We start from the raw sequence: 12,355 nt of genomic DNA on the forward strand, positions 1-12,355 counted from the left end.
AGGAGACGATCATGCCCATTGCAGGCAAGGCCACGCTGACCCAGTACATCATCGAGGAGCGCCGCCGCCACCCCGGTGCCACGGGCGCGCTCAACGCGCTCATCACCGACGTCTCCCTTGCCTGCAAGGCGATCTCGCGCAAGGTGGCGCTCGGCGCGCTGGGCGATGTGCTCGGCAGCGCGAGCACGCAGAACGTGCAGGGCGAGGAACAGAAGACGCTCGACGTGCTGAGCAACGACATGTTCCTGCGCGCCAACGAGTGGGGCGGCCACGTGGCGGGCATGGTCTCGGAAGAGATGGAAGAGCCCTACCTGCCGCCGCAGCAGCAGTACCCGCGCGGCAAGTACCTGCTGCTGTTCGACCCGCTCGACGGCTCGTCGAACATCGACGTCAACGTGGCGGTGGGCAGCATCTTCTCGATCCTGCGCGCGCCCACGCCCGAGGCCGACGCCAAGCCTGAAGACTTTCTGCAGCCCGGCACCGAGCAGGTTGGCGCCGGCTATGCGATCTACGGCCCTTCGACCATGCTGGTGCTGACGCTGGGCAACGGCACGCACGCCTTCACGCTCGATCCGCAACTGGGCGAATGGGTGCTGAGCCATCCGAACCTGAGCATTCCGCGGCAGACCAGCGAATTCGCGATCAACGCCTCGAACAGCCGCTTCTGGGAGCCGGCCGTGAAGCGCTACGTCGACGAATGCCTGGCCGGCAAGGAAGGCCCGCGCGGCATCGACTTCAACATGCGGTGGATCGCCTCGCTGGTGGCCGAGACGCACCGCATCCTGATGCGCGGCGGCGTCTTCATGTACCCGCGCGACAGCAAGGAAGCGGGCCGCGACGGGCGCCTGCGGCTGCTCTACGAGGCCAACCCGATCTCGTTTTTGATCGAGCAGGCCGGCGGCATGGCCAGCACCGGCCGGCGGCGCCTGATGGCGGTCGAGCCGGAGTCGATCCACCAGCGCATCGGCTTCGTCTTCGGATCGTCCGACGAGGTGGCGCGCGTGGAGGCTTACCACAGCGAGGAGCCGCAGGACACCTACCAGGCGCCGCTGTTCGGCAAGCGCGGCCTGTTTGCGACTGCCGCCTGAACCACGAGGCCCTGCCGCCCGCACGATTTCTTCATCTCCCCGAGGCCACCATGTCAGCCAAACATCCCATCGTTGCCATCACCGGTTCGTCCGGCGCGGGCACCACGTCCGTCACGCGGACCTTCGAGAACATCTTCCGCCGCGAGAGCGTCAAGGCGGCCATCGTGGAGGGCGACAGCTTCCACCGCTACGACCGCAATTCCATGAAGGTGGCCATGGCCGAGGCCGAGGCCGCCGGCAACCGCAACTTCAGCCACTTCGGCGAAGACGCGAACCTGTTTGCCGAGCTCGAGGCGCTGTTCCGCGACTACGGCGAAGCGGGCGTCGGCCAGAGCCGCAAGTACCTGCACGACGCGGTGGAGGCGGCGCCCTACAAGCAGGAGCCCGGCACCTTCACGCCGTGGGAAACGCTGCCCGACAGCGAGCTGCTTTTCTATGAAGGCCTGCATGGCGGCGTGACCACCGAGAAGGTCGACATCGCGCGCCACGTCGACCTGCTGATCGGCGTGGTGCCGGTGATCAACCTCGAGTGGATCCAGAAGCTGCACCGCGACAAGAACACGCGCGGCTATTCGACCGAGGCCGTGACCGACGTGATCCTGCGCCGCATGAACGAGTACGTGCACTACATCTGCCCGCAGTTCACGCGCACCCACATCAACTTCCAGCGCGTGCCGGTGGTCGACACCTCCGACCCGTTCATTGCGCGCACCATCCCGAGCCCGGACGAAAGCCTGGTGGTGATCCGCTTCGCCAACCCGACGGGCTTCGACTTTCCGTACCTGCTGAGCATGCTGCACGACTCCTTCATGTCGCGTGCCAACACGCTGGTGGTGCCGGGCGGAAAGATGGAGCTCGCGATGCAGCTGATCTTCACGCCGATGATCCTGCGCCTCATGGAGCGGCGCAAGAAGTCCTACGCAATCTAGCGCGCGAGCGTCTCGACCGCATCTCTCACACAAACGAAACCAACCGGACCTTCGCATGACGATCGACAACCTCGCCTTGCGCACGCAGTGCGCCAACGCCATCCGCGCGCTGGCCATGGACGCGGTGCAAGCCGCCAACTCGGGCCACCCGGGCATGCCGATGGGCATGGCCGACATCGCCGAGGCCTTGTGGCGGCACCGCCTGCGGCACGACCCGGCCGATCCGCGCTGGATGAACCGCGACCGCTTCGTCGTTTCCAACGGCCACGGCTCGATGCTGCTGTATGCGCTGCTGCACCTGAGCGGCTATGCGCTGCCGATGGAGGAGCTGCGGCGCTTCCGCCAATTGCATTCGCGCACGCCGGGCCACCCCGAGGTCGGCGTCACGCCCGGCGTGGAGACCACCACCGGGCCGCTGGGGCAGGGCATCAGCAATGCGGTGGGCATGGCGCTGGCCGAGAAGCTGCTGGCCGAGGAATTCAACCGCCCCGGCCACGAGGTGATCGACCACCGCACCTATGTGTTCCTGGGCGACGGCTGCCTGATGGAGGGCATCAGCCACGAGGCCTGCTCGCTCGCGGGCACCTGGCGCCTGAAAAAGCTGGTGGCGTTCTACGACGACAACGGCATCTCGATCGACGGCGAGGTCGGCGGCTGGTTCAGCGACGACACGCCGGGCCGCTTTGAAGCCTACGGCTGGACCGTGCTGCGCGACGTCGACGGCCATGACGCCCCGGCGCTCGACGCAGCCATCGAACGCGCCACGGCCGCCGACCGCCCGGTGCTGGTGTGCTGCAAGACGCGCATCGGGCAGGGATCGCCGAACCGCGCCGGCACCGCCAAGGCACACGGCGAGGCATTGGGCGAGACCGAGATCGCGCTGACGCGGCAGGCGCTCGGCTGGAGCGCCGCGCCCTTCGAGGTGCCGGCGGATGTTGCAGAGGCCTGGTCGGCGCGCGAATCGGGCGCCGCGCTGCACAAGGCTTGGCAGGAGCGCTTTGCCGCCTACGCACAGGAACATCCGGCGCTCGCACGCGAGCTGCTGCGGCGCCACCGCACCGATGCGCCGCTCACTGCGAAGGCCGAGGCGGCCTTGGCATCGGCCGCGTCGGGCGCGGAACAGCGCAAGGCCTCGGTCGCCACGCGCAAGGCCTCGCAGCAGGTGCTCGACGAGGTCGGCCCCGCGATGCCCGAATTGATCGGCGGCTCGGCCGACCTCACGGGATCGAACCTCACCGACTGGAAGGGCCACCGCGCGCTCAAGGGCACCGGCACCGGCAACCACGTGCACTACGGCGTGCGCGAGTTCGGCATGGCGGCCATCATGAACGGGCTCGCGCTGCATGGCGGCTTCCGTCCCTTCGGCGGCACCTTCCTGACTTTTTCCGACTACGCGCGCAACGGCGTGCGCATGTCGGCACTGATGAAGCTGCCGGTCATCTACGTCTTCACGCACGACTCCATCGGGCTCGGCGAGGACGGCCCGACGCACCAGCCGGTGGAGCATGCCTCGAGCCTGCGGCTGATTCCCGATGTCGATGTCTGGCGCCCCGCCGATGCCACCGAGACGGCCGTGGCCTGGCGCCAGGCCCTGCGCCGCGTCGACGGGCCGAACTGCCTGCTGCTGACGCGCCAGGCGCTGCCGCATGCGGGCGACGGCGAAGAGCGCATCGAGTCGATCGCGCGCGGTGCCTATGTGCTGCGCCGCCCGGAGGCCGAGTGCGTCTGCCTGCTGGCGAGCGGCTCCGAAGTGGGCGTGGCGCTTGCCGCCGCGGCCCTGCTGGCGCAGGAGGGTATCGAGGCGCGCGTGGTGTCCGTGCCGTGCATGGACGTGTTCGAACGCCAGGACGCCGAGTGGCGCCACGCGGTCATTCCGCGCCACCTGCCGCGCGTGGCGGTGGAAGCCGGCAGCACGGGCCTGTGGTGGAAGTTCGTCGGCGAATACGGCGACGTGGTCGGGCTCGACCGCTTCGGCGAATCGGCGCCGGCCGGCGAGCTCTTCAAGCTGTTCGGCCTCACGGCCGAAGTGGTGGCCGAGCGCGCCCGCCGCCTGCTCGCGAACGCCGCGCTGGCCAACGTGAAAGAGGCCGCATGAGCTTCAACACGCTCGACCAGATCGACCTGCGCGGGCAGCGCGTGTTCATCCGCTGCGACCTCAACGTGCCGCTCGATGCCTCGGGCCGCATCAGCGACGACACGCGCATCCGCGCGAGCCTGGGCGGCATCCGCCATGCGCTGTCGCAAGGGGCGCGCGTGATGGTCGCCTCGCACCTGGGCCGCCCGAAGGAAGGCCGGCTTGCACCCGGCGAATCGCTGGCGCCGGTGGCGAAGCGGCTCGGCGAGCTGCTGGGCGCGCCGGTGGCGTTGGTCAGCGACTGGATCGACCGCCCCTTCGACGTGGCGCCCGGCCAGGTGGCGCTGCTCGAGAACTGCCGCGCGAACGTCGGCGAGAAGGCCAATGCCGAAGCCCTGGCGCGGCGCATGGCGGCCCTCTGTGACGTGTACGTGAACGATGCCTTCGGCACCGCGCACCGCGCCGAGGCCACCACCGAGGCGCTGGCCCGACTCGCGCCCATTGCCTGCGCCGGGCCGCTGATGGCGTCGGAACTCAACGCGCTCGGCCGTGCGCTCGCGAATCCCGCGCGGCCGCTGGCCGCGATCGTCGGCGGCGCCAAGGTGTCGACCAAGCTGTCGATCCTCGAATCGCTCGCCGCGCAGGTCGAGTGGCTGGTGGTGGGCGGCGGCATGGCCAACACCTTCCTGCTCGCGGCGGGCCATCCGATCGGCCGATCGCTGTGCGAGCCCGAGATGGTGGACACCGCGCGCGCCGTGGCCGCGGCGCTCGCGGCGCGGGGCGCACAGCTTTTCATGCCGACCGACGTGGTCACGGCCACCGAGTTCTCCCCAAACGCGACGGCAACCGTGAAGGCCGTGGCCGACGTGGCGCCCGACGACATGATCCTCGACTTCGGCCCGGACTCGGTGGCGCGGCTCGTCGCGATGCTCGGCCAGTGCAAGACCATCGTCTGGAACGGCCCGCTCGGCGTGTTCGAGATCGAGCAGTTCTCGCACGGCACGCGCACGCTGGCCCACGCGATCGCGCGCATGGACGCGTTCTCGCTCGCGGGCGGCGGCGACACCGTGGCCGCCATCAACCAGTTCGAGGTGGAGGAGTGCATCGACTACGTCTCGACGGCGGGCGGCGCCTTCCTCGAATTCCTCGAAGGCAAGAGCCTGCCGGCGGTCAAAGCGCTCCAGGACCGGCGGCATTGACGCCCCATTACCGATTTTTCACATCCACAGGAGCTTCCCATGGCCATGATTTCGCTGCGCCAATTGCTGGACCACGCCGCCGAGCACCAGTACGGCGTGCCGGCGTTCAACGTCAACAACCTGGAGCAGATCCAGGCCATCATGCAGGCCGCGCGCAAGACCGACAGCCCGGTCATCCTGCAGGCCTCGGCCGGTGCGCGCAAGTACGCGGGCGAAGCCTTCCTGCGCAAGATGGTCGAGGCCGCCGCCGAGATGTACCCCGAGATCCCGATCGTGATGCACCAGGACCACGGCGCGAGCCCGTCGATGTGCATGCAGGCCATCCGCTCGGGCTTCACCAGCGTGATGATGGACGGCTCGCTGATGGAAGACGCGAAAACGCCTGCGAGTTATGACTACAACGTGGGTGTGACGAGCCGCGTGGTGGAGATGGCGCATGCGGTCGGCGTCTCGGTCGAGGGCGAGCTGGGCTGCCTCGGCTCGCTCGAGTCGGGCATGGCGGGCGAGGAAGACGGCAGCGGCGCCGAGGGCGTGCTGACGCACGACCAGCTGCTGACCGATCCGCAGCAGGCGGTCGACTTCGTCTCGCGCACCGGCGTGGATGCGCTGGCCATTGCCATCGGCACCTCGCACGGCGCCTACAAGTTCAGCCGCAAGCCGACCGGCGACATCCTTGCGATCGACCGCATCAAGGAGATCCATGCGCGCATTCCGAAGACGCACCTCGTGATGCACGGCTCCTCGTCGGTGCCGCAGGAATGGCTGGCCGTGATCCGCGACTTTGGCGGCGACATCAAGGAAACCTACGGCGTGCCGGTGGAGGAGATCCAGGAGGGCATCCGCCATGGCGTGCGCAAGGTCAACATCGACACCGACATCCGGCTGGCGATGACCGGTGCCATGCGCCGAGCGATGGGCCAGGACCGCAGCGAATTCGATCCGCGCAAGTTCCTCAAAGAGGCGACCGCGGCCGCGCGCGACGTCTGCATCGACCGCTTCCAGGCCTTCGGCACCGCCGGCATGGCATCGCGGATCAAGCCGGCGGCGCTGCAGTAAGCGCGGTGCGGCGCTGCTATTCGAGCAGCGCCCGGTGCACGCGGATCGCCTCGGCCGAAACGGGGTTCAGCTCGCCCGGTCCGCCGGCATCCAGGTGCGCCAGCAGCTCGCGCCGCATGCGCGGTTCCCAGAAGCGCTTCAGGTGCAGCGCGAGGTCATGCAGGGCTTCGCTGCGGTCGGGCATGGCTTCGAAGAAGCTGCCCATCTGGTTCACCATGCGGATCAGCTGGTCGACGTGCATTGCAGAAAACCTCAGGCGTTGGCGGGCAGGCCGTTGAGCCGCCACGGGTGGGTGTAGATGACCAGGTCGTCGCCGCGCACGAAGCCTGCCAGCGTCAGGCCCGCGTCTTCTGCAATGGCCGTGGCCAGCGAGGTCGAGGCCGATACGGCGGCCAGCAGCGGCACGCCGGCGGCGACGGTTTTCTGCACCATCTCGAAACTCGCGCGGCTGGTCACCGCGATGAAGCCGGTGGAGGCGGGCACGGTGCTTCTCGCGAGCGCGCCGACGAGCTTGTCGAGCGCGTTGTGGCGGCCGACGTCCTCGCGCACCAGCAGGGCCTCGCCCTCGGCGCTGCACCAGGCCGCCGCGTGCACGGCGCCGGTGACCTTCTGCAGCACCTGCATCGATGCGAGCTCCCGCATGCCGCGCGCGACAGCGCGGGTCGAAAGCGCCGGGCCCTCGGGCAGCGGCGGCAGCGCACGCGTGACATGCGCCAGGCTCTCCGTGCCGCACAGGCCGCAGCCCGTGCGTCCGGCCATCGAGCGGCGGCGCGCCTTCAGCCGCGCGAAGGCCGCGCTCGCCACGTCGAGCTTGAGGGTGATGCCCTCGGGCGCGTACGCTTCCTCGACGCCGTAGAGCTCATTGCGCCCGAGCAGGATGCCCTCGCTGAGCGCGAAGCCCAGCGCGAAGTCGGCGAGGTCGGTGGGCGTTGCAAGCATCACGGCGTGCGCAATGCCGTTGAACTCCAGCGCGACCGGCACCTCCACGGCCACCCAGTCGCGGTTGTCGAAGGCCTGGAGCGCGCGCACGCCGCGCACGGGCAGAAGTTCCGCGCTTCCGGGGCGCAGCGGTACGTCGGACAGGTTCACTTGGCGGCCGCCGTTTCTTCGATACGCTTGCTCAGCAGCTCTTCCTGCAGCGCGTTGAACCGGCTGTATTCCTGCTGCCATTCGGAAGGCTGCATCACCGGCATCACCTGCACCGCGGTCACCTTGAACTCGGGACAGTTGGTGGCCCAGTCGGAGTTGTCGGTGGTGATCACGTTGGCGCCCGATTCGGGGAAGTGGAAGGTGGTGTAGACCACGCCCGGCTGCACGCGCTCGGTGATGGTGGCGCGCAGCACGGTTTCGCCCGCGCGGCTCCGGATGCCGACCCAGTCGCCCTCGGCAATGCCGCGGTCCTCGGCGTCGGCCGGATGGATTTCGAGCCGGTCCTCGCTGTGCCACTGGTTGTTGTCGGTGCGGCGCGTCTGCGCGCCCACGTTGTACTGCGACAGGATGCGCCCGGTGGTCAGGATCAGCGGGTACATGCGCGTGACCTTCTCGTCGGTCGGCACGTACTGGGTGATGATGAACTTGCCCTTGCCGCGCACGAACTCGCCGATGTGCATGGTCGGCGTGCCTTCCGGCGCGGCCTCGTTGCAGGGCCACTGCACGCTGCCCAGCTTCGCGAGCTTGGCGTAGCTCACGCCCGTGAAGGTGGGCGTGAGCGCGGCGATCTCGTCCATGATCTCCTCGGCGCTCGCGTAGTTCATGGGGTAGCCCAGCGCGTTGGAGAGCAGCTGCGTCACCTCCCAGTCGGCATAGCCGGCCTTGGGCGGCATGACCTTGGTGACGCGCGAGATGCGGCGCTCGGCGTTGGTGAAGGTGCCGTCTTTTTCGAGGAACGACGCGCCCGGCAGGAACACGTGCGCGTACTTGGCGGTTTCGTTCAGGAACAGGTCCTGCACCACGATGCATTCCATGGCCATCATCGCCTCGGCCACGTGCTGGGTGTTGGGGTCCGACTGGACCACGTCCTCGCCTTCGCAGTACAGGCCCTTGAAGCTGCCGGTGATGGCGGCATCGAACATGTTGGGAATGCGCAGCCCCGGCTCGGCCCGCAGCGCCACGCCCCAGGCGTCTTCGAAGCTGCCGCGCGCGGTGCTGTCCGACACATGGCGGTAGCCCGGCAGCTCGTGCGGGAACGAGCCCATGTCGCAGGAACCCTGCACGTTGTTCTGGCCGCGCAGCGGATTCACGCCCACGCCTTCGCGGCCCACGTTGCCGGTGGCCATGGCCAGGTTGGCGATGCCCATCACCATGGTCGAGCCCTGGCTGTGCTCGGTCACGCCCAGGCCGTAGTAGATGGCGGCATTGCGCTTGCCGTCATGGCCCTTGGCAAAGAGCCGCGCGGCGGCGCGCAGCTCGGCGGCCGGCACGCCGGTCACGGCTTCCATGGCCTCGGGCGAGTTGGCCGGTCGCGCGACGAATTCGCGCCACTCGTTGAACGACTTGGGCTCGCAGCGCTCGGCCACGAAGGCCTCGTCGACCAGGCCTTCGGTCACGATCACATGCGCCATGGCGCTGATCACCGCCACGTTGGTGCCGGGCCTGAGCTTGAGGTGGTGGTCGGCCTTGACGTGCGGCGACTTCACCAGGTCGATGGTGCGCGGGTCGATCACGATCAGCCGGGCGCCGGCGCGCAGGCGCCTTTTCATGCGCGACGCGAACACCGGGTGGCCGTCGGACGGATTGGCGCCGATCACCATGATCACGTCCGACTTCTCGACCGACTTGAAGGTCTGCGTGCCGGCCGATTCGCCCATGGTCTGCTTCAGTCCGTAGCCGGTGGGCGAATGGCACACGCGCGCGCAGGTGTCGACGTTGTTGTTGCCGAAGGCGGCGCGCACCAGCTTCTGCACCAGGTAGCCCTCTTCGTTGGTGCAGCGCGAGGACACCAGGCCGCCGATGGAATCGGTGCCGTACTTGGCCTGGATGCGGCGGAACTCGCTGGCGGCATAGTTGACGGCTTCGTCCCAGCTCACTTCCCGCCACGGATCGGTGATCTTGCTGCGGATCATGGGCTTGAGCACGCGGTCCTTGTGGGTGGCGTAGCCCCAGGCGAAGCGGCCCTTGACGCACGAGTGGCCTTCGTTGGCCTTGCCGTCCTTCCAGGGCACCATGCGCACCACTTCGTTGCCCTTCATCTCGGCCTTGAAGCCGCAGCCCACGCCGCAATAGGCGCAGGTGGTGATGGCGCTGTGCTCGGCCTGGCCCAGCCAGATCACCGATTTTTCCTGCAGCGTGGCGGTGGGACAGGCCTGCACGCAGGCGCCGCAGCTCACGCATTCGGATTCCATGAAGGGCTGGTCCTGGCCTGGCGACACGCGCGACTCGAAGCCGCGGCCGCTGATGGTGAGCGCGAAGGTGCCCTGCGTTTCTTCGCACGCGCGCACGCAGCGGTTGCAGACGATGCACTTGGACGGGTCGTAGGTGAAGTAGGGGTTGGACTCGTCCTTGGCGCTCTTCAGGTGGTTGGCGCCGTCGTAGCCATAGCGCACGTTGCGCAGGCCCGTGACGCCGGCCATGTCCTGCAGTTCGCAGTCGCCGTTGGCGGCGCAGGTGAGGCAGTCCAGCGGATGGTCGGAGATGTAGAGCTCCATCACGCCCTTGCGCAGTTCCTGCAGCCTCGGGCTTTGCGTGCGCACCTTCATGCCGGCTTCGGCCGGCGTGGTGCACGACGCCGGATAGCCCTTGCGCCCGTCGATCTCCACCAGGCAGAGCCGGCAGGAGCCGAAGGGCTCCAGGCTGTCGGTTGCGCACAGCTTGGGCACCTGCACGCCCGCATCGACCGCGGCGCGCATCAGCGAGGTGCCCTTGGCCACCGTCACCGGCATGCCGTCGATCTCGAGCGTGACTTCCTCGGTGGACTCGCGGCGCGGCGTGCCGTGGTCGATGTCTTGCGATGGGTTCAGCATGGGGTGTCTCCTCTCTGTTCGGTCAGGCTGCGGCGCGGTCGGGGGCTTCGATGCCGAAGTCCTCCGGGTAGTGATTGATGGCCGAGAGCACGGGGTAGGGCGTCATGCCACCCATCGCGCAGAGCGAGCCGTGCAGCATGGTGTCGCACAGGTCGCGCAGCAGAATGACCTGCTGCGGCCGGTTCTGGTTGCTCGTGATCTTGTCGATCACTTCCACGCCGCGCGTGGAGCCGATGCGGCAGGGCGTGCACTTGCCGCAGGACTCGATCGCGCAGAACTCCATCGCGTAGCGCGCCAGCTGCGACATGTCGGCCGTGTCGTCGTGCACCACGATGCCGCCGTGCCCGACCACCGCGCCCACGGCCGCATAGGCCTCGTAGTCCAGCGGCAGGTCCCACTGCGATTCGGGCACGTAGGCGCCCAGCGGACCGCCCACCTGCACCGCCTTGATCGGCCGGCCGCTCGCGCTGCCGCCGCCGAAGTCGTAGAGCAGCTCGCGCAGGCTCAGGCCGAAGGCCTTCTCGACCAGGCCGCCGTGCCGGATGTTGCCGGCCAGCTGGAACGGCAGCGTGCCGCGCGAACGGCCCATGCCGTGGTGCTTGTAGAAGTCCGCGCCGCGCGCCAGGATGAGGGGCACCGACGCCAGCGTGATCACGTTGTTGATCACGGTCGGCTGGCCGAACAGGCCCTGCAGCGCCGGCAGCGGCGGCTTGGCGCGCACGATGCCGCGGCGGCCTTCCAGGCTTTCGAGCAGCGCGGTTTCCTCGCCGCACACGTAGGCGCCGGCCGCCTTGCGCACGGTCAGTCGGAAGGCGTGGCCCGAGCCCAGGATGTCGTCGCCCAGGAAGCCCGCCTGCTCCGCGTTGCGGATGGCCTCGCCCAGCGTGGCAATGGCATGCGGGTATTCCGAGCGAACGTAGATGTAGCCTTCGGTCGCGCCCGTTGCAATGCCCGCGATGGCCATGCCTTCCACCAGCATCAGCGGATCGCCTTCCATCGTCATGCGGTCCGAGAAGGTGCCCGAGTCGCCTTCGTCGGCATTGCAGACGATGTATTTCTGCGGCGCCTCCGCGGCCAGCACGGTCTTCCATTTGATGCCGGCCGGGAATGCGGCGCCGCCGCGGCCGCGCAGTCCGGAGTCGAGCACCTGCTGCGCGATTTCGGCCGGTGCGAGGGTGAGCGCGCGGCGCAGTCCCGCGAAGCCTTCGTGCGCCTCGTAGTCGGCCACGGACACCGGGTCGGTCACGCCCATGCGCGCGAAGGTCAGGCGCTCCTGCTTCTTCAGGTACGCAATCTCTTCGGTCAGGCCCAGGTTCAACGCATGGGCGCCGCCCGAAAGAAAGCCGGCATCGAACAGGCCCGCCACGTCGGCACCCGTGACCGGGCCGTAAGCCACGCGGCCTTGCGGCGTGGCCACCTCGACCAGCGTCTCCAGCCAGAACAGGCCGCGCGAGCCGTTGCGCACGATGCGCACGTCGGCGTTGCGCGCACGGGCTTGCGCTTCGATCTGCCGAGCCACCCGGTCGGCGCCGACCGCCAGCGCCGCGGAGTCGCGCGGGACATAGATGATGGCGGTGGTCATGAGGCGCTCCGTGCTTGCCGCGCGATGTCGTCGAACAGCGCCGGCGTGATGCGCGCATGCACCTCGCCGTTCACCGCGATGGCGGGCGACGAGGCGCACAGGCCGAGGCAGAACACCGGCTCCAGCGAGCACTGGCCGTCGGCCGAGGTGCCGTGCACGCCGCAGCCCAGGCGTTGCTCGGCATGCGCGAGCAGCGCGTCCGCGCCCATCGCCTTGCAGGCCTCGGCGCGGCAGACCTGCACCAGCAGCCGGCCCGCCGGGGCCGAGCGGAAGTGGTGGTAATAGCTCACCACGCCATGCACCTCGGCGCGCGACAGGTTGAACTGCTCGGCGATGAGCGGGACCGCGTCGGGCGGAACATGCCCCAGCGCGTCCTGGATGCCGTGGAGCGCAGGAAGCAGCCCGCCCGGCGTGTCCTTGTGCGCGGCGGCGATGGATGCCGCGATGCCCAGATTGTTCATATGCCTT

10 protein-coding genes are annotated in these 12,355 nt (G+C 68.8%); 5 read left to right on the forward strand and 5 right to left on the reverse strand.

Translation table 11 applies throughout. The features are described 5' to 3' along the window. Window positions 1–11 precede the first annotated feature (11 nt). From VPA02S_RS28125 to fba, 5 genes are read left to right on the forward strand one after another with little or no spacing between them, the layout of a single operon-like run. Entirely contained in the window at window positions 12–1,088 is a 1,077-nt protein-coding gene (locus VPA02S_RS28125) for a class 1 fructose-bisphosphatase (protein ID WP_012748126.1), read from the forward strand. 50 nt (window positions 1,089–1,138) lie between these two features. Then, window positions 1,139–2,017 (forward strand): phosphoribulokinase, encoded by an 879-nt coding sequence (locus tag VPA02S_RS28130; RefSeq protein WP_012748125.1) that lies wholly within the window; start codon window positions 1,139–1,141, stop codon window positions 2,015–2,017. A gap of 55 nt (window positions 2,018–2,072) precedes the next feature. After that, window positions 2,073–4,112 carry a transketolase gene (gene tkt, locus VPA02S_RS28135; RefSeq protein ID WP_018904558.1) on the forward strand — a complete coding sequence of 680 codons (2,040 nt, stop codon included), beginning with the start codon at window positions 2,073–2,075 and terminating at the stop codon, window positions 4,110–4,112. Further along, the gene (locus tag VPA02S_RS28140; RefSeq protein WP_062366820.1) at window positions 4,109–5,290 is read left to right on the forward strand and encodes a phosphoglycerate kinase; all 1,182 of its coding nucleotides are present in this window, start codon (window positions 4,109–4,111) and stop codon (window positions 5,288–5,290) included. Before tkt ends, VPA02S_RS28140 begins: the two co-directional genes overlap by 4 nt. Before the next feature lie 39 nt (window positions 5,291–5,329). Beyond that, window positions 5,330–6,346, forward strand: coding sequence for a class II fructose-bisphosphate aldolase (fba, locus tag VPA02S_RS28145; protein WP_018904556.1), 1,017 nt, complete (start codon window positions 5,330–5,332; stop codon window positions 6,344–6,346). A gap of 16 nt (window positions 6,347–6,362) precedes the next feature. Here the strand turns inward: fba and VPA02S_RS28150 are convergent, their stop codons facing one another. From VPA02S_RS28150 to VPA02S_RS28170, 5 genes are read right to left on the reverse strand one after another with little or no spacing between them, the layout of a single operon-like run. Beyond that, window positions 6,363–6,587: a formate dehydrogenase subunit delta gene (locus VPA02S_RS28150; protein WP_012748121.1), complete on the reverse strand. Its 225-nt coding sequence runs from the start codon at window positions 6,585–6,587 to the stop codon at window positions 6,363–6,365. Between the two features lie 11 nt (window positions 6,588–6,598). Further along, window positions 6,599–7,435 carry a formate dehydrogenase accessory sulfurtransferase FdhD gene (fdhD, locus tag VPA02S_RS28155; protein WP_018904555.1) on the reverse strand — a complete coding sequence of 279 codons (837 nt, stop codon included), beginning with the start codon at window positions 7,433–7,435 and terminating at the stop codon, window positions 6,599–6,601. Beyond that, window positions 7,432–10,305 (reverse strand): formate dehydrogenase subunit alpha, encoded by a 2,874-nt coding sequence (gene fdhF / locus VPA02S_RS28160; protein ID WP_018904554.1) that lies wholly within the window; start codon window positions 10,303–10,305, stop codon window positions 7,432–7,434. The genes fdhD and fdhF overlap by 4 nt, the downstream gene beginning before the upstream one ends. Window positions 10,306–10,327: 22 nt before the next feature. Next, window positions 10,328–11,887 (reverse strand): formate dehydrogenase beta subunit, encoded by a 1,560-nt coding sequence (locus tag VPA02S_RS28165; protein ID WP_018904553.1) that lies wholly within the window; start codon window positions 11,885–11,887, stop codon window positions 10,328–10,330. Further along, a complete protein-coding gene (locus VPA02S_RS28170) occupies window positions 11,884–12,348 on the reverse strand; it encodes a formate dehydrogenase subunit gamma (protein ID WP_018904552.1) in 465 nt (154 codons plus the stop codon). Before VPA02S_RS28170 ends, VPA02S_RS28165 begins: the two co-directional genes overlap by 4 nt. Between the last annotated feature and the right edge of the window lie 7 nt (window positions 12,349–12,355).

Source organism: Variovorax paradoxus NBRC 15149 (assembly GCF_001591365.1).
In the GTDB taxonomy this organism is placed as follows: domain Bacteria; phylum Pseudomonadota; class Gammaproteobacteria; order Burkholderiales; family Burkholderiaceae_C; genus Variovorax; species Variovorax paradoxus.

Coding starts and splice junctions, on each gene's coding strand:
- VPA02S_RS28125 (WP_012748126.1), top strand. CDS start 12: ATGCCCATTGCAGGCAAGGCCACGCTGACCCAGTACATCATCGAGGAG.
- VPA02S_RS28130 (WP_012748125.1), top strand. CDS start 1,139: ATGTCAGCCAAACATCCCATCGTTGCCATCACCGGTTCGTCCGGCGCG.
- tkt (WP_018904558.1), top strand. CDS start 2,073: ATGACGATCGACAACCTCGCCTTGCGCACGCAGTGCGCCAACGCCATC.
- VPA02S_RS28140 (WP_062366820.1), top strand. CDS start 4,109: ATGAGCTTCAACACGCTCGACCAGATCGACCTGCGCGGGCAGCGCGTG.
- fba (WP_018904556.1), top strand. CDS start 5,330: ATGGCCATGATTTCGCTGCGCCAATTGCTGGACCACGCCGCCGAGCAC.
- VPA02S_RS28150 (WP_012748121.1), bottom strand. CDS start 6,587: ATGCACGTCGACCAGCTGATCCGCATGGTGAACCAGATGGGCAGCTTC.
- fdhF (WP_018904554.1), bottom strand. CDS start 10,305: ATGCTGAACCCATCGCAAGACATCGACCACGGCACGCCGCGCCGCGAG.
- VPA02S_RS28165 (WP_018904553.1), bottom strand. CDS start 11,887: ATGACCACCGCCATCATCTATGTCCCGCGCGACTCCGCGGCGCTGGCG.
- VPA02S_RS28170 (WP_018904552.1), bottom strand. CDS start 12,348: ATGAACAATCTGGGCATCGCGGCATCCATCGCCGCCGCGCACAAGGAC.